Below are 22,898 nucleotides of genomic sequence, written 5' to 3'. Positions count from 1 at the left end.
CAACATAGAACAAATGCGAAAATTATCACTATTCATTGCAACAAGTTTAGACGGCTACATTGCAAAACCTAATGACGACCTTAGTTTCCTGAAATTAGTAGAAAAAAAGGGCGAAGATTACGGTTATAAAGAGTTTACCGAAACCATTGATACGTTAATTATTGGCAGGAGAACCTACGATTATGTTGTTAAAGAAATTGGTGCTTCTCACTACGATAATGGAGAAAGAAATGTGTATGTTATCACAAGAACAGAAAGACCAAATCTTGGCAGGATAACATTTTACACAGGAAACTTAACCGAATTAGTCCAGCAACTGAAATCAGAAAACGGTAAAAATATTTATTGTGACGGTGGTGCAGAAATAATAAATGAATTATTGGAACGCGATTTAATAGACGAGTTTATAATTTCTGTTGTACCAGTTTTATTAGGTAATGGAACGAGGCTTTTTAAAGACGGAAGACCAGAACAAGTACTTGAATTTGTAAAAGCTAAGGCATTTGAAACAGGCTTAATTCAAATAAATTACAAACGGAAATAATAAAAACAACGAGCGGCAAAACAATTTGGTTTTAAAAGGTGGGATTTGGCGTAATCAGTAACAAAGTACCTCCGATAATTCGAGGTGCTTTTTTATGGCTTGTTCAGGATTTGGAGCATCCTGCCGACTTCAATATCCATTCGTGAAAAGGCAAACCATTTTTTGCCCAAGTCTTTTAACGATGCTCCGATATGGTAGAGTTCTGTATTGTCAACAATCAGAAAACGGTCGTGAGCATCAGAGAAAAGCTCAATTTCAATAGCTGGATATTGGCTGTTGTATCGTTGCAAATCAAGCTGTAATTGGTTATTGATATTTTTGGTGTAAATCTTGGCAGTTACTGACTGCTCACGCTTTCCGAGCAATGTGAGGACTGTATCGTCAACATAATTATCAATGAGTATAATGGAAATTTTGGCACTTCGGATAATATCAGAAATAAAGGTATAAGCATCAAAAATCTGCCCGTTATAGAAAATACCTTTTTCGCTATGGAGTTTATCACTATCCAGTGCCCTAAAAATATCTTCAAATTTCTGGTCGGCTTCCAGTTGTTTAAGCTCTATTTTGTCCAGGCGGTTAAATAGCGAGGCATTGCTGGTAAGTATTCTTCGCATCTCTACAAAGGCTTCCATAATTTCAACACTGACTTTAACAGCAATATCTGAACGAAGTATTGCAGAAGCCATTGCAATCCCTTGTTCTGTAAAAACATAGGACAAATAACGTCTTCCACCGTAACTTACACTTGAGGTTCCAGATTGGAACCTCAAGTTTTGAACTTCCTCTTCGGTCAGTTGAAAGCAGAAAGAAACTGGAAACCTTTCAATATTTCGTTTTACTGCTTTGTTAAGGTTCTTGGTTTCCACCTGATATAAGGAAGCAAGGTCACTATCCAGCATCACTTGTTTTCCACGTATAGTATAAATCAGGTTTTTGATTTCCATTGGACTAATGACAGGTTTATTTTCCATTATTTTTTGTAGCTTTTATTTTTCTCAAATTCGAATGAACTTTCTGCTTTTTCATTCAATACGATATAGGCATCGAACTTCTTTCCAGCTTTACTAGTCATTCCTTTGAGGAGTGAAGTTTTTCCTTTACTTACAAGGCTTTCAACATCAGCAATACTGATTTGCACACCACACACATTACGGAACTGCAACCAAGTACAAGCTTCATCTGGACATTTGACAATCTTATCACGGATAATTACATGTTGGCTTCTACATTTTGGGCAAATCAAATTAGGCAGGTTCTTTATGGCAATGGTAGTTTGCAATAATTCATTGGTAATGGTTGAAGCGTAGGCTTCCATTTCCTTCTGAAACTCTTCGGCATTGGCTTCATCATTTTCGATTTTCTGCAAGGCAAGTTCCCATTCGGCAGTCATGGCTACGTCTGCAATTTTGTTGTCTTTGACCAGTTCATACACCTGCAATCCTTTTTCAGTAGGGATTAAAGACTTCTTTTCCCGTTGGATATAATTACGGGTAAATAAAGTTTCAATAATCGCTGCTCTTGTGGCAGGTGTACCGATACCAATATTTTGTAAAGCCTTGCGTTCGTCTTCATTTTCAATTTCCTTTCCGGCACTTTCCATAGCCGACAAAAGCCCAGCTTCGGTATAAAGTACAGGTGGTTTAGTTTTCTTTTCGAGAACGGAGGCTTTTTTTATTTTGAGTTCATCGCCTTTTTTTAATTCAGGAAGATCCTGTACAGTTTCGGTATCGGCATCGAAAAAACTACCTTTAATAGAACGCCAGCCTGCTTCAGTTATCTTACAGCCCTTCGCCGTGAAATCATAATGCAATGCCTGTAAACCTATATCGGTAATCTCTTTTATACAGACCCCTGAAAGTGCTTCGAGCAATCGAAAAGCAATCATGTCATAAATCGCATTTTCCTTTGCGTTCAGAGCTGATGGGATTTTCTCAGTAATCAATAAACCATGGTGGTCGGTAACCCGAAGGTCATTTACAATACGCTTATTGAAACGTCCCCATTTCATTTTTGAGGTGGCTTGTTTACAGCTTTCCCTGTCCTGCAAGGCTCTCACAAGGCCGGGGATCTCTGCCCACATATCTTCGGGAATGTATTTACTTCCGGTACGTGGATAAGTAATGAATTTCTTTTCGTACAAACCTTGGGCAATATTGAGGGTTTCTTCAGCAGAAAGATTGAGTTTCTTATTGGCTTCCTTTTGTAATCCCGTAAGGTCGAACAATAAAGGAGGTTGCTCTGTAATACTTTTACTCTCCACAGAAGTAACGGTAACGCTCTTAACTCTTTCAATAGATTTCAACGTATCTCCTGCCAACTTTTGGTCATCCCATTCGGTTTTGGAAAGACTATTGAAATCAATAAATTCTTTGTTGTGCTGCAATTGTATTTGCCAATATTTCTTCACTTTAAAATCCCTGTTTTCGAGATAACGCTTACATATCAAAGCCAGCGTAGGTGTTTGAACTCTCCCAAGCGAATATATGCCATTTCCTGCGGCAGTGCTTAACGCCTGGGTAGCATTAATACCGACGAGCCAATCGGCACGACTTCTTCCTTGTGCTGCCTTATACAGTCCGTCAAATTCTGACCCAACTTTTAATTTATCAAAACCCTGCTTAATGGCTTTTTCGGTAAGCGAGCTGATCCATAGACGTTCAAATGGCTTGTTGCATTTGAGGTATTCGTATATATAGCGAAATATCAATTCGCCCTCACGGCCTGCATCTGTTGCTACAATAATGCTATCGCTTTTATTGAATAGTTCTTTGATTACTTTCAGTTGCTTTAATGCACCGGCATCAGTAGTGTAAGCTTTGTCTTTTTTTACTTTACGAACTGTTAATAAAAAAGGGTTAGGCAGTATAGGTAAAACCGCTTTATCAAATCCCGAAATGCCGTAATCTTCCGGCATTGCCAAGCCTACTAAATGTCCGAATGCCCACGTAACAAAATAGCCGTTGCCTGTGAGATAGCCATCCTTTTTATCGGATGCACCTACAAGTCCGGCTATTTCCCTTGCTACGCTTGGTTTTTCTGCAATAATTGTCTTCATACTTTATTACATTTTTCTGCCTTTTGATTTGGCAGGTGTTTCGGGTTTCTCTTGTTTCTCCTGTTGCTTTTTATTTTTCGGAGCTTGCTGTCCTTTCTGTAGAGGTTCTTTAATCTTTTTGGTCGCTTCATTGGTTTTACCCTCCGAATTGACAGCGGTTTGAGTTTTGTGGGCTTCCGTAGGTTTTGCCTGTTCTTTGAGCTTATTAGGGTTTTGGAAGGAAAAACCAGTTTTACCAGTTTCTTTGTTCAGTGTGATATACCCTTGATATTTCTGACCTTTTTTATCTATCAGCCCATCTACATAAACAGTCTCACCTGCTTTGAACTTATTGTAGTGTTCATCATCCAATTCTTTACCTCTAAAAGTCCTTGGTGCTTCCTGCGACTGATTTTGTTGACTTTTTTGTTGGTTATTTTGCGACTGCTGATTGTTGCCCGCTCTGTCAAACAAGAACTCTACATAACGTTTGTCTGCATTGAACTGTACTGTTGCCGAAAATTCTGTTCCTTTTTTAGAAATCATACCCTCTAATTGAAGTGGTTTACCCTCCATTAAAGTTTGCTTTTGGGTTTCATCAAGTTTACTCCTTTTATTTCGTCAGGTATCTTAATGAAATCGGTTTTTAGAGCAACCAATTCATTTGTCAGTCTGTCCACACTAATGATTGATGGAATGGTTTCTCCTGTTTTCGGATTGGTCAGGTTGACTACACGCCCCATATTTCCGGTATTTAGCAAGTTATCCTTGTCATCTTGATTGAATTTATGTCCGAAAAATTCAAAGTTGAGGTTGGGCTCTTTACGGATACCGTGAATGGCAACCACGATTTGTCCGTCATCATTCGGCTGTAGCGACAAACGAGCATCCATACGGGTAACGGCTGTCCCGAGGTTCAGGCTCACAGGAACCAGTTCATTGGTCTTGTAGCCTTTTAGCAACGGGTCAAGAAGGTTCATTTTTTCAAGTTTTTCTTTACTCAACCCAAGATTGTTCATCGTCTCCCAATCTATCTGTTCCGGTTTGTAGCGGTATTCGCTTGTTTCTGGTGTTGTCTGTGTTGTTTCCATATTGTCTTGATTTTCTTGTTTTTTATCGAGGCTTAACTCTGGTTTTAATTCTTGATCTTTCATCACTTTTTCTCCCTCGGGAGTTGGATTGTTTATTTGTAGCTGCATTTCCTGTGCTTTCTCAACCGCAAGAGGTGCAGGTACCTTGAAGAATGAAAAATTGCTAGGGTTCTTTAGCTGGCTAAAAAAATTGGAGAAGAAGTTGGAAAAGAAGTCTCCATGTTTGTCCACCCGCATAAAATGGTTCTGATTTTTTTTCGTAGGATCAACGGTTTCCATATTCCCGTTATCATCAATACTCTTTACAGCCTGAATTTTCTTTTTCTCTTTATCCAATACTAGCAGTATGTCTGAAAATTGTTCGGGCATTCTTTGTGTTGTTATTTCTTCACTCATACTATCAAATATTTATTATTCATTGCCGAATGTATAAGAAGCGTTCATTGGTTTAGGGCAATTGGCAGTTAAAGGCAGCATTTGTCACTGTTTGGCGTTATTTAATTGAGGGAGGATTGAAACTTTCTCTGATAAACTGGTGTACATCGGATAGTTTGTAATAGAGCTTGCCGCTAATTGTATAGTAAGGTAGCTTACCGATGGAGCGATACCGTTGTAATGAGCGGTTACTTATTTTCAACATCTGTAGCAAATCCTGATTATCCAATAATTCTTCACCGTCTATACTGTTAAGGCTTCTCTTGCTTTCATCTATATGCTCTTTTAATAGATCAAGACGTTCTAAAATACGCTCCATCCACGCTATAAATTCAATTCTGTCGATATTCATATTCATATGTTTAATGATAGTCTTATTGCTTGCCAGTATTCAACTTTCTGCCTTTTTCGATATAGCTTTTGCCTCTTGCCATCAGCTCTTTTACATACTCGTCACTGGTTTGTACAGCATTGGCATTTAGCATATCCTTGATAGCCCCAATGGTATAGAAATATTGTCCATAAAACTTTGAATAGGCTATCTCACCCTTAGTGCGCATTCGCCATAGGGTTTTCTCGCTGATATGCAGATATTGGCATACCTCATGGTTATTCAACCATAGGTCGTCGTAGCTGTTTTCCTCCTGTCTTTTAAGGTAATCGGCAATGGCATTGATACGGTTGTTCAACTGTTTCCATGCCTCTTCTTCAATTGTTATAATTTTCATTGTACAACTCTTTAATGTCACTTATGCAAAATTGAGAAGTGTGGCAGGGTTTGTCTGCCAAGCCTTACCAATTGGTTTGGCTGTTTTTTCAAAATTTTCACAATTAGGAAAAGTCCTTGTTTTAAAGTGCTTTCAAGGCATTAGAGGCGTTTCAGAAAGGAGTTTTGCTAACATTTGCCAATTGGCAGATATGGGTAAATGAAAAAGCAGTACGTTTTTGGTACTGCTTTTAATTTGTTTGAAATGTAAGCTGTATAAAATGGCTAAAGATCTTTATCCATGTATTCTTCGAGGGAAATTTTGAGCTGGTCTAAAAAAGCGGTTCGAGAACCACTTCGTGTTTTCATGCGATGAAATGCATGGTGCAAATCACCTAAAGAAATACGAAATAGTATTTGAAACATAAGCCCCATTTTTCTAATTCCTATTTTGCCATGCGAAATTACTCCAGAAGCATGAAGAGCATATATAAGTTCTATAAGGGCATTTTTGCTATCAGTCCAAAACACATCCTTTGTGGTTTCTGAGTTTTTTAAAACCGTATCGGGATTTTCATCTGGATTTATTTTTGTCAAGAGGTAGGTGTACAATAATTCATTAGAAATTATCCGGGCAACTTTGTAATCAAAAAATGTTGAGAAGGCAGGGTCAATTTCAAAGACAATGCTGTTTAATCCATCGTGATAATTAATATTCCCTCTTTTAAAGTAGGTGTGGTCACGGTCTGTCCGGCCTGAACGGTAATACCGATAAAAATCAGAATTGCATATATGTTCAGTATATTCTTTTTTAAGATTAGCTAAATGGTTGGAAAAATAACTGTAATGCATATTGCCATTACTGACGGGACAAGTAGTTTCTATACGGTAGACTTTATTATAATAAATCAGTTTACCCAGTATTTGAGGTTTTATGGTACGGAAGAAATGGATCTCTTCGGCATCATTCTTAAATTCATTTTCAATGATGTACTTTTTAACCGAAAATAAAAGATCCTGAAGATATACTGTCATTTCATAAGCTTCATCAATATAAAGCTCAAAACATAAAACTTAGTGCATAACAACTATTCTTTTCAATTCAAATAAACAATAAGAGCAAAAGCGATTTTTTATGAAAAATCTCAATTATGTTAGTCTTATAAACTTTAGTACATTTCTTATCATAACAATCTAAAAAAATATGGATTAAGTGAACTCGCAATATAAAATGACAAGTCAAACCCTTCAAAAATATTACAATTTTACCAGTTAACCAAAAATAGATGGTATATAATTTAGTGCTAGATATTGATTTGAGAATTTATTAGGACGGAGATTGCAGAGGGTTGTCTGCCCCATACACATGAATGGGCGTTAGTAATTCATGATATACATGCCTTCATGGGCGCTTGCTGATAAACAGCATCAATGCCTAAGCCTATATAAACTCAGCAGTTTTGGAATTCAGAAAGAATGCTATTACCCTTTGTCTTTTTTTAACTTCAGGCTTTTCTTCTGGTTGTAGCGGTTCATTTTATCGGTAGTGCCGCATGCTTTGATACTACACCATTTCCTACTGGCGTTTTTGGTTTCGTCCAAGAAAACCCAGCCACACATAGGGCACTCTTTGATTCGTTTTGTCTCATGGTCGGTTAAAAGTTCCGACAACGATTGCACCGCTTTCCAAACAGGGGACAGTAAGTCGTTTGCGGAATCTATTTGACTCATAGTGAATTTGCCATCTACATAAAGTAAACGCTGTCTTGATATCGCATCCACAATCAAAAGATTGGCAGCAGGCAAATAGGCTGATTTTTTATCATTATCATCTTGTGCTACAGCAGAAATCAGCCCTTGTATTACTTTGCGTATTTCTTTGATGCGATGTAAAGCGATCAAAGCTTGCTCGGGCTGTTCATTTGCTAATTCTTTTAAGCTTTCAAGACGTTCTCGTGGAGAAATTTCCAATTTATAACACCATGCAATGAAATCATCATATACAGCAAAATAGTCATAGTTTTTAGCGGTTTTCCAGGTACTGACAGTATTGACGAAATTACAGCACAATACAGTGCTGTCGATACTCAATGTCTCAATACTACGAAATTTCCCCATAAGACAAAGTTATGCTATTTACTACTTAAACCTAAGGATACAACTTAAAATGTTTAATAATGTGACCGTATCTCTATCAAAAGCTTTAGCGCAGATATATTCATTTCTAAATTCTGGTGACTGAATAAAATTTTTACGGTTAGTGTTGTCCGTATTTTAAAAATATGTAAATTTACCATCTAAATCAAAATAGTTGGTAAATGTTTTTTAGATTGGTGTAGCGTTATTAGTGTGGAGGTCGTATTAGTCTAAAATTTTAATCACTTAAAAACTTAAAAAAAAATGAAAACAAATTTAATTTATGCAGCCTTCGCATTGCTTTTTTGCTTTGCTATTACTTCATGTGAAAAATCCGACAACAATCCGGAAACAGTTCTTGAAAACAATCTGCTGAGGAGTGCCGAAAAATATGCGGAACTGGTAGAGAAAAGAAATGATGGAGATTTCAATATTGAAGACATTAAGAGAAATGGTAACATGCTAACCATTAAAGTTAAAGGTGGTTGCAATCAAGACGATTTCCATGTCGTGTGGGACGGATCTATAATGTTTTCCAACCCCGGGCAGATCAATCTTGTGCTCAATAACAAATCTCAAGAAGACTGTGGCTTAGAAAAAAAATTTGATATCAACGTAGACCTTAGCAAGGTTGTTGGAAAGTACGACGCCAAGGACTTTATTTTCAACGTAGCCAATGGTTCAAAAAAACAGGATAAATCATTAAATCCAAATGGATCCATTACAGTCAAGTAAAATTTGTCCCATTAGGTCATATTCACTGTAGTAGTGTATTCGTCAGGTTTAATTCTGTATTACAAAATTGACTTGACGAATTGTAAGACTGCTAAACCTTTTTAAACCTGATACTTAAACTTCATTTCAAATATTAATATTAAATGGAAGCAACCACCACCAAGTTCCAACAAACGATCAAGGAATTAACGGAAATGTTAGAAGCTTTTAGTACTGAACAGCTAAATAAAATTCCTTTTCCAAACAGTTGGACAGCAGGTCAGGTCGGTGATCATCTTTTAAAATCGTATGGTTCATGGGAAATTTTCAAAGGCTGGACGGGGTTTGCCGATAGACCGTATGACGAGAACTGCAAACTACTAAGTGAGCTTTTTTTGAATTTCAATATAAAACTAATCGCAGAGCATTCGGATGCTATCTATCCGTCAGAGGGATATATTGAAAAGGAAAACTTGGTTTTGAATATACAGACTGTAAGTGACCGTATCATTAGCTTCTCCAGCCGAAACGATCTCAGGGTGCTATGCTTAGATTTTGAATTTCCAACATTGGGACATATGACACGGTTTGAATGGTTGCATTTTTATGTTGTGCATACTCAAAGACATATTAAACAATTGACAAAAATTTTTAACATTTTAAATAGCCTTAAATGAATAAGCCCCTTATCGTCAGCAAAGAAAAGATAATAGATGCAACACAACCTGAAGTTTGGGAAGTAATCACAACTCCTAAATATTTTAAAGATTGGATGCTTGTACCTGCAAAAACCAAAGATGAAAAAGCCATTGGATTAGGAAGTAAAATTTATTGGATCAATGATAATGACATCGTTTACCTTGAAGGTGAAGTCATAACATTTGTTCCGAATACAAAACTGGTTATTTCATTACTCGATATCAGTTGGGACAAAAAGGTTCCGAAGGACAGTGTAACGTATGAATTTCATCTAACGGGAACGAAAAGCGGAACGCTGATCAAGTTTCTCTTAGGTGACCTTTCAATAGACCCAGAAGGTGAATCTTGGTATAATTCTTATAAAGACAGTGACGAAATAGGTTCCATAGAAAAAGTGATTAAAGTTAGAAAGATTAGGCAAACCAGCCGTACATAACATTTTAATCATCTCATACGGTCAGTCATAATATTTGAATAACATTATATAAACTTAGAAATGCGTAACCTGGTTGTTTTTGAATGCCCTTCAAATTTAGGTCTCAAAAGAATGTCGTATGCTAAAGAACCTGGAGTAAAAAAATTTCCTGTCCTACTTAATCAATTGGGATTTTATACTGCTATAGGCTCTACCAAGACAATTCATATTAAAGCGCCCAAACACTCAATGGAAATTGATCCAATAACAAATATCAGAAATGCCCGAAGTATAATTAATTATTCACTCCTTCAAGCAGATGTAATTGGAAAACAAATAAGCAAGGATACTTTTCTGTTGATGTTAGGGGGTGATTGTAGCATACTGATAGGGAGTGCAATTGCATTTAAAAAGAAAGGGCGTTTTGGTTTATTTTTTCTTGACGGCCATACGGATTACATGATTCCAGAGTGCTCACATACACATGGTGCTGCCGGAATGGACTTAGCTATTGTTTGTGGATATGGTCATGACAATCTAACAAATATAGATAATCTAAGTCCTTATTTTGAAGCTCAAAACGTTTTTTGCGTCGGAAACAGGGAGTATGACGAAGAATATGAGAAACCAATTAGAGGTTCTGAAATTCATTATTTCCCTCTAAATGAATTACGGAAAATCGGCATTCAAAATGTAATAAACCACTTTTTTGACATATTATCTAAAAACCAACTTGATGGTTTTTTCATCCATTTAGATGTAGATGTATTGGATGATACAATAATGCCAGCCGTAGATAGTAGGCAGAGCGGCGGATTATCCTATCCCGAATTGAAGGAAATATTAACCCTCTTATTCAACCATGATAAGATTTCCGGAATGGAAATTACAATTTTTGACCCCGATTTAGATCCTGATAAAGAATATATTAATGCGTTTATGATGAACATGATACCTATTATTAATAAAATTAAAACTAAATGAAACTTTACGGAACTTCTGTTTTACTATTATTATTCATGCTTTTATCATGTGGTCAAAAATATGGTGCAAATCTCCCTTTCAATTCACAACAAGCATCAAAAGATTCAGCAACATTATTTGCAGACGGGATTATTTCAACCCATCTGAATGAATATAATATAACTTTTTCACCAGACGGAAATGTGGTGTTATTTACCATTGCAAATACCACTACCGCAAACAGGTTCTACACAATTTTCATTACAAAAAAGGAAGAAGGCAAATGGACAAAACCTCAAATCGCCCCATTCTCGGGACAATTTAGTGACGCCGATCCCTTTTTTGCTCCGGATGGGGAAAAGCTCTACTATATATCAACCAGGCCGATTTTACAAGGACAACCAAAATCGGATTTCGATATTTGGTGCGTAGATTATGCAAATGGAGATTTCAGCAAACCAAAACATTTGGGTAACGAAATCAATTCGGAAAAAGACGAGCTTTATCCAGCTATCTCAAAAAAATGGAATTTATTTTTTTCCGCTGAAAATGGCGAAAACGGATATGATATAATGCTATCTAAATATAGTAACGGTAAGTATCTACCTCGTGTAAGTTTGAGTGGCTCTCTTAATACAACGAATATTGAATTTGATGCATTTGTTCATCCTGATGAAAAATATATAATTTATACGGGGATAGGATATAAAGATGGTTATGGAAGCGGAGACTTATATATAAGCTATAATAGAGAAGATCTTTGGACACACGGAAGGAATATGGGAAAGCAGGTCAATTCCCCGCATATGGATCAATGTCCGATGGTTTCAACTGATGGTAAATACCTGTTCTTTACTTCTTTTAGGGATGGTCAACCTTATAATAGCAAAGAACCAATGACCACAAAAGTATACCTCGATATGTTAAACTCACCCTTAAACGGGCTTGGAAATATTTTTTGGATTGATTTCCAAAAGCTTTCCAATAGGGAAAATTATACAAATGAATAATCTATAATTGAAATGCGAATAGCTACAGAAAGACTTACCTTATCGCCATTATCAGAAAAAGATACAACTTTTGTTTTTGAGCTTTTAAATACTGAAGGATGGGTCAAGAATATTGGTGATCGTAACATTCGTTCAGAAAAAGATGCAAGGGAGTACATCCAAAAAGTAAATAGTAATCCGCATATCACCTATTGGACGGTAAAGTTAAAAAAAGAAGGATTGCCAATCGGTCTGGTGACCATCATCAAGCGAGACTATTTACCATCTAAAGATGTAGGTTTTGCCTTCTTACCCCAGTTCTTTCATAAGGGCTATGCGTTTGAGGCCTCCAAAGCTGTTTTGCTGGCTATGGTAAGTAGCAATGAGCTTGATATTATTCTGGCAATCAGCCTGCCGTATAATAACCCTTCGATAAAGCTGATTGAAAAACTCGGTTTGAAATTTGAAAAAACGATTAATCATGAGAACAGTATTCTAGGTGTCTACAAAGCTTCAAAGGAAGAATTGTTCCCAGATAATGAAGCAAGAATTTCTTACCATACGATAACTTGACCTAAATAAAGTTGTGATAATTTTATACGATTAAACTTGAACGGATGAATAAATTGAAAACTAATAGAGATAATATTTTCTTTTGGAGAAGATAAAGAGTATAAATGCGGAATGATCACCGCAGTTATCAAAACTAATGAATTTGAAAAAGCAAGACACTTTATAAACCTATAAAAGCCAAATGGAACCAATAAAAATATTATTCGCTCATAGCGGTGGTGGACAGGGAAGTAAAGGACAAGGTAGTTTTGACTTAGTAGAGTACCTAAAGAATGAATTGGGAGACGAATTTGAAATTCTTTACCCGATTATCGATGACCCAGAAGCTCCAACCTATCAAATGTGGAAAAACCTTTTCACGAAAGAGTTTAAGAAGTCAGACCAACCAACTGTCCTAATTGGACATTCATTAGGAGGTTCAATGTTACTAAAATTTATTTCAGAAGAAAAACCAAATCTCTTGATTTCATCACTGCATTTAGTTGCGACACCTCTTTGGGGAAAGAATGGCTGGGAAGTGGACGACTTTGAACTGAAGGAAAACTTTGAAGTGGAACTCAAACAAATAAAAAGGATATTTCTCTATCAATGTAAGGAAGATGCAATTGTCCCTTTCAACCATTTGAATTTCTATAAAAAAGCATTTCCTAATTCAACCGTAAGAGTTTTGAAAGGAACAGACCACGCATTTGCGAATGGGCTATATGAATTGGCTGACGACATTAAAACAAACATTCATGTTTAAAAAATAAAAGAAGGAACAACGACCCACTAACAACAGCTAAGTGGTTATCGTAACTCACAAACTTAAAAAGGATAGAAATAACAACTAAATAAAATTGATATGCAAACAAACCATCAATCAAAGTATCAAACCATTATCAAAGCACCAATTGATAAAGTATGGAATGCATTAACCAATCCCGAAATGGTAAAGCAATATTTCTTCGGTTCAAACCAGGAAACGGATTGGGATGTTGGTAGCAAAGTCTTGTGGACAGGTGAATATGACGGAACAACCTATGTTGACAAAGGCGTGGTCTTGGAATATTTACCAAACAAGAAACTCTCTTATAGTTATTTAAGCAGTTGGAGCGGATTGGACGATAAGCCCGAAAACTATCTTTTGGTTTCTTATGAAGTAACTCCAACTGAAAGCGGAACTGAGCTAATCATTTCGCAATCAAACTATGATGAGGAGAAAGCAAAATATTCTTCCGAAAATTGGAAGATAGTCGTAGACGGATTAAAAAATCTTATTGAATAAAAAGTTACAGATGAAAATTTCACTAATCTTCTTATTTGTAGTCTTTTATGCATCATTAACTTTTGGACAAAAGCCAATACCCGAACAAACAGGTGTTGTCAAACCCTTTATTCTCGGTGTGATTGATGAAATACAGTCAAACGAACTGAATGAAAAAAGGGTGTTGAATATCTATCTGCCGGAAGGCTACAACCCGAAAGACACGATACGTTACCCTGTCATTTATTTACTTGACGGTTCAGCAGATGAGGATTTTATCCATATCGTAGGGCTTGTGCAGTTCAATAGTTTTGAATGGGTTAACCAAGCTCCAAAATCAATAGTAGTTGGTATCGCAACGGTGGACAGGAGAAGGGATTTCACATTCCCTACAAATGTAACTGAAGATAAAAGTGCAAATCCGACCTCAGGGCATTCCAACAGATTTATATCGTTCATTGAAAAAGAGCTGCAACCGTATATACAGGAAAAGTATATGACCAGTTCTTCAAAAACCATTATCGGGCAATCGTTAGGCGGGCTTTTGGCAACTGAAATCCTGTTTAAAAAACCGGAACTTTTTAACAAGTATATCATCGTCAGCCCCAGTTTGTGGTGGGATAATGGGTCGTTATTAGACCAACCTCTTGCTCGTTTTGAACACAAAGATATTTATATCGGAGTTGGAAAAGAAGGTTTGGCTCCCATTAAAATTCCCCGGGTAATGGAAGTAGATGCAAATGTTCTAGCTGATAAAATCAAAAACCTGAAAAACAGGAACGTGAACGTTTACTTTGATTATTTGCCACTGGAAAACCACGCAACAATAATGCATCAGGCGGTTTTCAATTCATTTAGACTTTTTTACCCATGATTTTAACTAAATAGGATTAAACCTAAATGGAAGCCTTTTTTTACTTAAACAACATGTTTATTCGGAAACTAAGGAATGTTAGTGATTATAAATAAGCCTACTGAATAATAACATAAAAAAACTTAAATTAAAATCAATGTATGCAATTCTAATTCAATTAACAATAAACCCTCAATTTGCTTCAGAAGCAGCAACCACTTTCACGAATAGTATATTACCCAAGGTTAAAAGTGCACCGGGTTTTATCGCGGGGTATTGGGTAGATCCGGTCAATGACGAAGGTTTTGGATTTATTCTATTTGAGAATGCGGATCAAGCTAAATCTGTTTTGCCTCCTACGATTGATTGGGCAGCCCCAGGAGTGATTATAAATAAATTTGACATGAGAAGGGTGGCAGTTTCAATTCCTTGATAATCGATTAAAAATGGGAGCCAAAAGACAAAAAAATCAATAAAATTGAAGACGGATTACCAAGTCTGATTAAAAGATATCAAAAAATGGATGAAAATATCACATTGATTTTTTTACCACAGGAAAACCATGAAACATTAATTCACCAAGCTATTTCGAATTTCGCAACAAGAAGAATTGCGGTCTTATTTAGACAGGAGGTGGGTTAACAAAAATAGTATACTGTTAACAGCAATCTGAAAATTTAAAATAAAGTTTCAGTAAAAATACATTAAAGATTAATAACAGGCAAAACGGTTGTAAATAAGGCTTTACAGCCGTTTTGTGATTTTTTGGTAATGAGGTAAAAAGCAGGAAAAAGCGAGGTTTGGCAAAAGTAAGGTTACTAAAACGTTACTTTTAAATATTAGAAACAATCGTTTTAAAATACTGTATTTCAGCTTTCTGCATAGTTTTTCATATTGTTCCGTAGCTCACATAGGTTTAATTTTATCATTAAGAATTGTGAGTATGGAAACGACAAAAAAATCAACGTTTAAGGTTCTTTTCTACCTTAAAAAGAATGCCCCGAAGAAGAACGGAAAGGTTACGGTTATGTGCAGAATTACCGTAAACGGCAAACAGTCTGCATTCAGTACAAAGCTGGATATTTCCGCAACAAATTGGGATTTGAAGTACGGCAGGGTTTTAGGTAAAAGCCGAGAAGCACAAGACACAAACAGGAAACTTGACAAAATTCGTTCGGGTATTGAGGAATGCTATTCCAAAATTCTGAAGAATGAGGGGGCTGTAAACAGTGCTAAACTTAAAAATGCCGTTCTTGGGATGGAAAGCGGAGAACTGACCTTTTTCAAATTCTATGAACAGTTCCTATCCGACTATGAGAAAAAGGTTAATAGTGGACTTCGGGTAAATGGCACACGCAGTAAATATAAAATACTTTTGAAACATCTTCGAAATTTTGCACTTACAAAATACAGCTATTCCGATGTGTCCTTTAACGACCTTACACCTGATTTTGTGCAGGACTTTGATTACTACCTGCGTGACGACCAAAGTTTAACACACAACACCATTTGGCTGTATATGATTGGATTTACTACGCTTTGCCGATTGGCAATGAGCAGAAAGCATCTTGCTTTTAATCCGTTCAGCGAATACAAGAATACCAAAAAGGATAAAGACCGTGGTTATCTATTGCGTAATGAATTGGAACAGCTCGTAACGTTCAACTGCGAGAAAAAGAAAGATGAATTGGTAAAAGACCTGTTTGTTTTCAGTTGCTTTACAGGGCTTTCTTATTCAGATATGAAAGGACTTAAAAACAGCAATATCCAAGATTTTTTTGACGGTAACAGGTGGATTATTGTACGAAGAAAGAAAACCGCTACATCGTCAAACGTGATGCTCTTGGATATTCCGAAAATGATTATTGAAAAATATGCAGGACTATCAAAGGATGGAAAGGTATTTCCTGTACCTTCTAATACGGTTTGTAATGACAGCTTAAAGAGAATATCTCAACTGATTGACTGCCTTGTAGAAAAGAAAGTAACCTTTCATTTGGCACGTCATACGTTTGCTACGCTATTTTTAAGCGAGGGTGTTCCGTTGGAGAGTTTGAGCAAGATGTTAGGGCATAAAAACATTGCCACTACTCAGATTTATGCTAAGATACTCAACGAGAAAGTTGGTAAGGATATGCAAAAGGTATCGCATAAATTTAAGGGTATGGAGGAGTCCTTTGTTTCAAGCCTATAACATTAATGTCACAATTTTTTAAAACAACACAGCCCACCGCTTTAAGCAGTGGGCTGTTTCTTTAATTGACCGATACGGGTTGCAGTTTCAAAGCATTCATTTAATGGGCTAACGCTGATAGTTATCTTCCAATACTTTTACAATATCGCTTTCACGAAACAAGATTTTCCGTTCGAGCTTGATAAAAGGTATCAGTCCGTCATCCCTGTACTGTTGCAATGTCCGTTTGCTTATGTGTAACATTTCGCAAACCTGTTCGCCTGATAGATAGATTTCCCCTTTTAGTAATGGGTGGAAATATTCTCTGATATACAACAGTTCATTTTTGATGCCTACCACAGCTTCGAGCAAGGCAAGCATATCTTCGTTTGAATTTCCAATCTGTTTCATTTCTTTTGCTTTTTTAATGGTCGCTCTCCCTGCATAAGTAACTCCACTTCAGATAATCTGAAATACGTTTTCCGATTAATTTGCGTTGCTCCAAGAATGCCTTTTGCCCTGTACGTCTGCAACGTTCTCTTGCTGATGTTGAGCAATTGGCAGGCTTCCTGTTGGTCGAGCCATTTCGTTGCCTGTTGCAGTGCTTTGTAGGGTGTAGTCATTTCCGCTATCAAATTGGAAACTTCCTTAACTTCCCTATGCAATGCTTTCAAAATCTGAATGTCTAAAACTGTTATTTCCATATCTGCATCATTTAAACCTCTAAAATAAAAGCTATTCACATAGGTCATTTTAATGTTGCATCCGATGGCGGTATTTGGCGTACAGTTGCCAAATACTAGGCTATAATCCTAACTTTGGTTTCTTACTTTTAGGACAAGACTGTTGCGTTATAATTGTATTGTCCATTTTTAAAGCAGGCTTTTTATTGGTCTGTATAGCCTGATTTTTTTCTTCATTTTTGAAGTCCGAACGGATAAGCGTTTTTGTCGCACCTATTATGCTTTCAGGTTCGGAAGTCTGCTTTTGTTGTTCAGTACGTTTTCCCCCGAATAGCCTGTTCCAATCTATTAAGCCTTTTGCTTCCCTGAACTGACGTTTTAAATTAGCGATGAAATTGGAAATCGGGTCGCTCTGCTTATCAACCTGTATCAAAGGACTATGTTCTTTTTTTCTGATTTGTTCTTTCTCTTTCTGCTCTTTGTCAGGTATTACTTTTTGTGCCATAGGTTTAAAATTTGCACCCAATATAGAACACAAGGGAATGTATTGTTTTCATTTGGCATTATGTTGCAGTATTTGGCTTATGTTGGCACAATATGAATAGAAAGTAATCCTCAAAACACTTTAAATTTTCTTCGCAAAGCCCTCACACATTTAAAGAGTTTTGTAAGGATAAAGGAAAGCATACAAAAAACACCCAATCCTTAGCCCTTACGTGTTTTTTGTACCCTTTCTTTGATTGGAATTGAATAAAAAAAGAATAAAAAAGGGAGCAAAGATAAGGCGGACAGCCACCGCACCACCCAACCAAAAGACTACGGCATAATGGCAGGGCAAATATGGTGGCTTCGCCGAGTTTGTTGTGTGCCCCCTGCCACCCTTCGGGACTTATTCCGTTTCCTTTTGGTTTTTCCGCCTGTCCCCCTTGTTAAAATGGCTTTCTTTTTTTTCTGTTTTTTTCTTTTGGAAAATAATTTTAAGAGGTAGAAACGTACCACCCACCAAGTATAGTTATCAAAACAACGGTTTGTGTTTCTCGTTATAGATTTCCCTAATCAATTCCTCGAACTCCTGAAAGTGGTATTCGATAATGTTGTCCAGATACGCATAAATCGTCAGTTTGTCGATTCCCATAATATTTGTAAGCCTGTTAAATGTTTCGTGGTGTTCCTGCCGTACATACACTGATTTCCCCCTGCTTGCCGTTGTCGTGGGAATTTTGAAGAACCGTCCGCAGTAGTCCTCTTTGGTCAGCTTCTTTGGCTTATAAATCATCCTTCTTGTATTACTCGCAGGTGTTTTTGTGTTTTCCGTTTCAGTTTCCGGAGGTTCTTCGCCTGCCATTACACGCATAATAGCTTCCTCATCTACTTTGGGTTTGACAAAATCTTCCCGAGGTGTTACTTCCTGTTGTTCCGTGAAAGATTGTTTATTTTCATCAGTTATGAAATTTTCAATAGAGAAATCCTCTTTTTCGGGTTGCTGATTTTTGTTTTCTTCGTGTATCATATCTATCATTTTTAATATTATATCCAATTAGCTGTTTGGTTAACTAAGCAATCAGCTGTATATACTGTTGTATCTACCTATCTACCTAAGCACCTGCAGACCCTTAATTGGTTAGTTCATTAACTCAAAAATCTGCAATTCGTCTGCATTCTATCACGCAGATTTGCTGTCGGGATTTATGCTGTTTAGTTACTTCATTAAGGATATAACCAATCAGCTAGCTAGCCATATACAAAGGAAATAAAAGCAGTCCCAATCTGCTTTAAGGTGGTATTCAGTGGCATCATTTGGCGTTCATTGTCATTGTTGTAAATAGCTGTTATTCAAATAGTCTTACCGAAATTTGTAATGGAAGCTATGGGTTTTCCCTGCTAACTACAATCCGTTTGCAAAACGGATTTTTCTGAACCCATGTTCAGAGCAAGTTATCTCTTGAGGTCCTCGAAATGAATTTCAGTACCTCAAAAGCACTTGCCCTTGCAGGAGGCTGGAAACGGCTCCGAAGTCGCACGTTTATTAAAAATTAAAAATGGATCATTATGGAAGAGAAAAACAGAAAACAGATTAGGAGAACAGGAAGGAAACCGAAGAATGACCCTGCGGTCAATCGGTATTCCATTAACCTGAATGCAGAAGATAATGCAAAGTTTCTTGCCCTTTTTGACCAATCGGGAATGAAGGTAATGGCACATTTTATTACCGCTTGTATCTTTCAGAAGACGGTAAAGACCGTAAAAATTGACATGAATGCAGTTGAATACCACACAGGATTGACCAAATTTTTCGGTCAGTTTCGGGGAATAGCAACTAATTACAATCAGATTGTAAAGCTGTTGAACGCCAATTTTTCGGATAAAAAAGCATCGGCATACCTCTATAAATTGGAGAAACAGACAGCAGAAATGAAAGAACTGTTACTAAAGGTTTTAATTCTTTCCGATGAATTTGAAAAGAAATACCTGAATAAAGAGTAGAAATATGATTGCAAAAATCGGAAAGGGAAGCAATATGTACGGAGCGATTTTGTACAATCAGCAGAAAGTGGACAAGGAAAATGGAGAAGTTTTGTTGCTGAACAGGATACCCGATACAATGGACGGCAGGTATTCTGTAGCGTATTTTAATAAATGCTTTGAACCATATTTATCAGCAAATATCAAAACAGAAAAGACGGTACGCCATATATCGCTGAACCCAGATCCTGCGGATAAAATCAGCGATAATCAATTTACAGAAATGGCACAGGAATATATGGAGCGTATGGGCTACAGCAATCAGCCATATATTGTTTTCAAACATACGGATATTGACCGAACGCATATCCATATCGTTTCGACCTGTGTGGGAATTGACGGAAAGAAAATCCCCGATGATTACGACCACCCTCGCTCAATGGCAATCTGTCGGGATTTGGAAACGAAATATAACCTGAACAAAGCGACAGAACAGGAGCAGAAACAAGCCGATAAAATTTTTAAGCCTGTAAATCATAAAAATGGAGATATAAAGAGCCAAATTGCTACGGTAGTGCGACACCTGCCGAAGTATTACAGCTTTTCCACGATGGGAAGCTATAATGCTTTATTATCGCTATTCAATATCACCGCGGAAGAAGTCAAAGGCGAGCGGAATGGTCAGAGGGTAAACGGATTGGTATATGTGGCATTGGATGAAAACGGAAACAAGGCAAGCAATCCGTTCAAAGCATCGCTTTTCGGGAAAGATGCAGGAGTAACACAGCTTCAAAAACATTTTGAGCAGTCTAAAGAGAAAATGAAAACCAATCCTGCAAGGTCTGTTCTGAAAAACACGGTGGAGCTTGCCATAAATACTACAAACAACGAAACGGATTTTAGAAAGCAATTGACCGAACAGGGCATCAATACGGTTGTCCGCAGGAACGACAACGGACGGATTTATGGAATAACGTTCATTGACCACGAAAGCCGTAGTGTTTGGAATGGTTCGGCTTTAGATAGAAACTTGTCGGCAAACGTATTCAATGATTGGTGGAACAACGGAAACAAGCCCGAATTAAAGATACAGGAAAGCCCTGTTTCCAAAACAAATACAATGGACGATTTACCAACGAAAGACCTTTTTGAGTTTATTCCGCAGGAACATTCTCACAATTTCGATATGGGATTGTTCAGCCTATTACCCGATGCACAAGGCGTGGATTACGAAGAAGAACAGTTTGCCAAACGAATGAAGAAGAAAAAGAAGAAAGGGAGGAGATTGTGAAATATTTGTCTTATCTAATAGCAAAACCGACTTTATAAGGTCGGTTTTCGCTTAAATATCATTTACAGCAGTTACTTGTTCTTTAATTTATTCAGCGTTTCCTCAATCATTTCCATACGTTTTTTGACTTTTTCGGCAGAAGCATCCAAAGTATAACCCTCATCTAAAAGCTCTTTGATGAGTAACATCCTTTTGATGTTCTCATAGTTATATCTTCGGTTTTTGCCCTCTTCTTCGGTCAGGCTTTTGATAATTCCTTTTTCTTCCCAATAACGGATTTGCCTTGGTGGAATACCTGTAATTTGCGATACTTCGCCTATTCCAACGACTAATTTATCTAAAAAATCAAAGTCAAAAGATAAGTCGTTGCTTGTTTCCGATTTACTCATTTTGTAATTTATTTACAATATATGTTGCAAATATAAAATATTCGTGTTTATTTTGCAATTGTAAATTATTTACAATTATTGATTATTTAAAACAACAAAAGTATGAAAATAGCAATTTTAATTTTAAGCGTATTAATGATGACAGCAAATGTAAAAGCACAGGAAGTATCTTTAAAAGAAGTACAGTCCTATTTAGATGAATTTAAAAAACATATTGAAATCCCGAAAGATTACCAATTTCAATCAGTAAGTAAGGTCAATGTCGATGATGTACCAGCTTATTTATTCCGCTTTGAGAAATCGACCAACAAAGGTTTAAAAGGAGAGCATTATTCGTTTGTCATTTCAGAAAAGGACAAACAGGTTTTGGGTTTTACGGATATGGATAAAAAATATTCCAATACAAAGGTGCTTTCAAAATCAGAAACAGAAAAAATAGCAAAGAATTTTTTATTGAAGTTGGATAAATCGTTAGCCAATGTCTTGAAAAACCTTTGGATTGAACGGCACGATGAAGAAATTTTGGTCAATGGAAAGAAAACAATCATAGCAGGAATGAAGTACAAGTGCTACCGTGCTTCGCAAAATGACTATGCGTGGGTAATTGTCGGCTTTGACGGCTCTATAATTACATTCGAGCGGAATATCAAATGGAACAACAATGAACAGAAACGTATCACCGAAAAATGGTTACACGATAATTGGGTAAGTGAAAATCAATAAATATAAAAACGGGAAAAATGAAAAAACTATTTTTTTTAATAGCAACAGTTCTAACAATGGCAACAACAATCAACGCACAGGAACAAGGCAAATCAGCCTTAATCCTTATCGAAACACAAAACGAATGGATGCACAAAGACGGTAAATTGTATAAGGCTTTGGTAAAAGACAAGGAAATGATGCACAATTCAATCACTAACATTGAAAAGGTATTGGATTATGCAAGAAAGAACAATATCGAAGTTATCCACGTTGGATTGCGTTTTGAAAAAGGCTATCCCGAATTAGCGAACGGAAAAAGCGGTTTGCGGAAAGCGATACCGAATGCAGGAACTTTCCTGATAAATGAATTTGGTTCACAATTCTATGAAACCGTAAAACCGATTGAGGGCGAATTTGTGGTTACAGGACGTGTCGGAGCAAGTGGATTTACAGGGTCTAATTTAGACGTGTATCTACGAAACAATAAAATTGAAAATCTGTATCTGGTCGGCTACGCTACCCACGTTTGTGTGGAAAGCACCTTACGTGATGCACACGAAAAGGGCTACAATACTTTTCTAATTTCGGACGGAACTTCTGCATTTAACCGTACACAGCAGGATTACGTTTTAAGCGAAGTTGTTCATCATTTTGGCGAATATTTGACAACCGAAGAATTTATGAATGAGTAAAGATTTTAGAATGACATTGCGGTTTGTGGTTTTGATAGCCACACCGCTTTGCTTGCCAACCGAATGAAGAAGAAAAAGAAGAAAGGGAGGAGGTTGTGAAA

Annotated in this window: 28 protein-coding genes and 1 pseudogene; 16 read left to right on the top strand and 13 right to left on the bottom strand. The window is 36.8% G+C overall.

Annotated features, from left to right (window positions below; all coding sequences use genetic code 11):
- The first annotated feature begins 13 nt into the window (after positions 1–13).
- On the top strand, positions 14–544 hold the full coding sequence (locus EDC17_RS02905) for a dihydrofolate reductase family protein (RefSeq protein ID WP_099365214.1): 531 nt from the start codon (positions 14–16) through the stop codon (positions 542–544).
- A gap of 92 nt (positions 545–636) precedes the next feature.
- Here EDC17_RS02905 and EDC17_RS02900 read toward each other — a convergent pair whose 3' ends face one another.
- From EDC17_RS02900 to EDC17_RS02870, 8 genes and pseudogenes are all read right to left on the bottom strand, one after another.
- Positions 637–1,518, bottom strand: coding sequence for an ORF6N domain-containing protein (locus EDC17_RS02900; protein WP_132776675.1), 882 nt, complete (start codon positions 1,516–1,518; stop codon positions 637–639).
- The gene (locus EDC17_RS02895; protein WP_132776674.1) at positions 1,518–3,602 is read right to left on the bottom strand and encodes a type IA DNA topoisomerase; all 2,085 of its coding nucleotides are present in this window, start codon (positions 3,600–3,602) and stop codon (positions 1,518–1,520) included. The genes EDC17_RS02900 and EDC17_RS02895 overlap by 1 nt, the downstream gene beginning before the upstream one ends.
- Before the next feature lie 6 nt (positions 3,603–3,608).
- The gene (locus EDC17_RS17705; RefSeq protein ID WP_449441392.1) at positions 3,609–4,157 is read right to left on the bottom strand and encodes a DUF3945 domain-containing protein; all 549 of its coding nucleotides are present in this window, start codon (positions 4,155–4,157) and stop codon (positions 3,609–3,611) included.
- 12 nt (positions 4,158–4,169) lie between these two features.
- Positions 4,170–4,600: pseudogene (locus EDC17_RS17700) on the bottom strand (DUF4099 domain-containing protein); the annotation flags it as partial.
- Positions 4,601–5,165: 565 nt separating this feature from the next.
- Complete coding sequence (locus EDC17_RS02885; RefSeq protein ID WP_132776673.1) at positions 5,166–5,459, bottom strand: helix-turn-helix domain-containing protein; 294 nt, start codon at positions 5,457–5,459, stop codon at positions 5,166–5,168.
- Positions 5,460–5,481: 22 nt separating this feature from the next.
- Positions 5,482–5,835 carry a helix-turn-helix domain-containing protein gene (locus tag EDC17_RS02880; RefSeq protein WP_099365218.1) on the bottom strand — a complete coding sequence of 118 codons (354 nt, stop codon included), beginning with the start codon at positions 5,833–5,835 and terminating at the stop codon, positions 5,482–5,484.
- Between the two features lie 263 nt (positions 5,836–6,098).
- Positions 6,099–6,848, bottom strand: coding sequence for an RteC domain-containing protein (locus tag EDC17_RS02875; protein ID WP_132776671.1), 750 nt, complete (start codon positions 6,846–6,848; stop codon positions 6,099–6,101).
- Positions 6,849–7,295: 447 nt separating this feature from the next.
- On the bottom strand, positions 7,296–7,931 hold the full coding sequence (locus EDC17_RS02870) for a CGNR zinc finger domain-containing protein (RefSeq protein WP_132776669.1): 636 nt from the start codon (positions 7,929–7,931) through the stop codon (positions 7,296–7,298).
- A 282-nt stretch (positions 7,932–8,213) separates the two neighbouring features.
- Between EDC17_RS02870 and EDC17_RS02865 the strand changes: the two genes are divergently transcribed.
- From EDC17_RS02865 to EDC17_RS02815, 11 genes are all read left to right on the top strand, one after another.
- Positions 8,214–8,684: a hypothetical protein gene (locus EDC17_RS02865; RefSeq protein ID WP_132776667.1), complete on the top strand. Its 471-nt coding sequence runs from the start codon at positions 8,214–8,216 to the stop codon at positions 8,682–8,684.
- A gap of 143 nt (positions 8,685–8,827) precedes the next feature.
- Positions 8,828–9,340: a DinB family protein gene (locus EDC17_RS02860; RefSeq protein ID WP_132776665.1), complete on the top strand. Its 513-nt coding sequence runs from the start codon at positions 8,828–8,830 to the stop codon at positions 9,338–9,340.
- The gene (locus EDC17_RS02855) at positions 9,337–9,798 is read left to right on the top strand and encodes an SRPBCC domain-containing protein (protein WP_132776663.1); all 462 of its coding nucleotides are present in this window, start codon (positions 9,337–9,339) and stop codon (positions 9,796–9,798) included. The genes EDC17_RS02860 and EDC17_RS02855 overlap by 4 nt, the downstream gene beginning before the upstream one ends.
- A 60-nt stretch (positions 9,799–9,858) precedes the next feature.
- Positions 9,859–10,761, top strand: coding sequence for an arginase family protein (locus EDC17_RS02850; protein ID WP_132776661.1), 903 nt, complete (start codon positions 9,859–9,861; stop codon positions 10,759–10,761).
- Positions 10,758–11,750 carry a PD40 domain-containing protein gene (locus EDC17_RS02845; RefSeq protein WP_132776659.1) on the top strand — a complete coding sequence of 331 codons (993 nt, stop codon included), beginning with the start codon at positions 10,758–10,760 and terminating at the stop codon, positions 11,748–11,750. Before EDC17_RS02850 ends, EDC17_RS02845 begins: the two co-directional genes overlap by 4 nt.
- A gap of 12 nt (positions 11,751–11,762) precedes the next feature.
- The gene (locus EDC17_RS02840; RefSeq protein WP_132776657.1) at positions 11,763–12,302 is read left to right on the top strand and encodes a GNAT family N-acetyltransferase; all 540 of its coding nucleotides are present in this window, start codon (positions 11,763–11,765) and stop codon (positions 12,300–12,302) included.
- Positions 12,303–12,483: 181 nt separating this feature from the next.
- Positions 12,484–13,047 (top strand): alpha/beta hydrolase, encoded by a 564-nt coding sequence (locus EDC17_RS02835; RefSeq protein ID WP_132776656.1) that lies wholly within the window; start codon positions 12,484–12,486, stop codon positions 13,045–13,047.
- 99 nt (positions 13,048–13,146) lie between these two features.
- Positions 13,147–13,569, top strand: coding sequence for an SRPBCC family protein (locus EDC17_RS02830; RefSeq protein ID WP_132776654.1), 423 nt, complete (start codon positions 13,147–13,149; stop codon positions 13,567–13,569).
- Positions 13,570–13,579: 10 nt separating this feature from the next.
- Complete coding sequence (locus tag EDC17_RS02825) at positions 13,580–14,422, top strand: alpha/beta hydrolase (RefSeq protein WP_132776653.1); 843 nt, start codon at positions 13,580–13,582, stop codon at positions 14,420–14,422.
- Positions 14,423–14,558: 136 nt separating this feature from the next.
- On the top strand, positions 14,559–14,834 hold the full coding sequence (locus EDC17_RS02820; RefSeq protein ID WP_080779279.1) for a hypothetical protein: 276 nt from the start codon (positions 14,559–14,561) through the stop codon (positions 14,832–14,834).
- Between the two features lie 510 nt (positions 14,835–15,344).
- Positions 15,345–16,595: a site-specific integrase gene (locus EDC17_RS02815; protein ID WP_132776651.1), complete on the top strand. Its 1,251-nt coding sequence runs from the start codon at positions 15,345–15,347 to the stop codon at positions 16,593–16,595.
- Between the two features lie 108 nt (positions 16,596–16,703).
- Here EDC17_RS02815 and EDC17_RS02810 read toward each other — a convergent pair whose 3' ends face one another.
- The 4 genes from EDC17_RS02810 to EDC17_RS02795 form a co-directional block, all read right to left on the bottom strand.
- Positions 16,704–16,985 (bottom strand): helix-turn-helix domain-containing protein, encoded by a 282-nt coding sequence (locus tag EDC17_RS02810; RefSeq protein ID WP_021191501.1) that lies wholly within the window; start codon positions 16,983–16,985, stop codon positions 16,704–16,706.
- Positions 16,982–17,278, bottom strand: a complete 297-nt coding sequence (locus tag EDC17_RS02805) for a helix-turn-helix domain-containing protein (RefSeq protein WP_031504736.1) — start codon at positions 17,276–17,278, stop codon at positions 16,982–16,984. Before EDC17_RS02805 ends, EDC17_RS02810 begins: the two co-directional genes overlap by 4 nt.
- A 100-nt stretch (positions 17,279–17,378) precedes the next feature.
- Positions 17,379–17,762 carry a hypothetical protein gene (locus EDC17_RS02800; protein WP_078720073.1) on the bottom strand — a complete coding sequence of 128 codons (384 nt, stop codon included), beginning with the start codon at positions 17,760–17,762 and terminating at the stop codon, positions 17,379–17,381.
- Positions 17,763–18,272: 510 nt separating this feature from the next.
- Positions 18,273–18,767 (bottom strand): DUF3408 domain-containing protein, encoded by a 495-nt coding sequence (locus EDC17_RS02795; RefSeq protein WP_078720090.1) that lies wholly within the window; start codon positions 18,765–18,767, stop codon positions 18,273–18,275.
- A gap of 539 nt (positions 18,768–19,306) precedes the next feature.
- Between EDC17_RS02795 and mobA the strand changes: the two genes are divergently transcribed.
- Together mobA and mobB are read left to right on the top strand one after the other, a co-directional pair.
- Positions 19,307–19,741: a conjugal transfer protein MobA gene (gene mobA, locus EDC17_RS02790; RefSeq protein ID WP_132776650.1), complete on the top strand. Its 435-nt coding sequence runs from the start codon at positions 19,307–19,309 to the stop codon at positions 19,739–19,741.
- A gap of 4 nt (positions 19,742–19,745) precedes the next feature.
- A complete protein-coding gene (mobB, locus tag EDC17_RS02785) occupies positions 19,746–21,011 on the top strand; it encodes a conjugal transfer protein MobB (protein ID WP_132776648.1) in 1,266 nt (421 codons plus the stop codon).
- Positions 21,012–21,082: 71 nt separating this feature from the next.
- On the opposite strand, the gene EDC17_RS02780 is transcribed toward mobB, so the two are convergent.
- Positions 21,083–21,400, bottom strand: coding sequence for a MerR family transcriptional regulator (locus tag EDC17_RS02780; protein WP_132776647.1), 318 nt, complete (start codon positions 21,398–21,400; stop codon positions 21,083–21,085).
- Positions 21,401–21,502: 102 nt separating this feature from the next.
- On the opposite strand from EDC17_RS02780, the gene EDC17_RS02775 reads away from it, so the two are divergent.
- On the top strand, positions 21,503–22,123 hold the full coding sequence (locus tag EDC17_RS02775; protein WP_207895643.1) for a hypothetical protein: 621 nt from the start codon (positions 21,503–21,505) through the stop codon (positions 22,121–22,123).
- A gap of 56 nt (positions 22,124–22,179) precedes the next feature.
- Positions 22,180–22,797 carry an isochorismatase family cysteine hydrolase gene (locus tag EDC17_RS02770; protein ID WP_207895641.1) on the top strand — a complete coding sequence of 206 codons (618 nt, stop codon included), beginning with the start codon at positions 22,180–22,182 and terminating at the stop codon, positions 22,795–22,797.
- Positions 22,798–22,898 lie beyond the last annotated feature (101 nt).

This window comes from Sphingobacterium alimentarium, from assembly GCF_004342685.1.
GTDB lineage: Bacteria > Bacteroidota > Bacteroidia > Sphingobacteriales > Sphingobacteriaceae > Sphingobacterium > Sphingobacterium alimentarium.
This window is presented reverse-complemented; position numbering and strand designations above follow the sequence as displayed.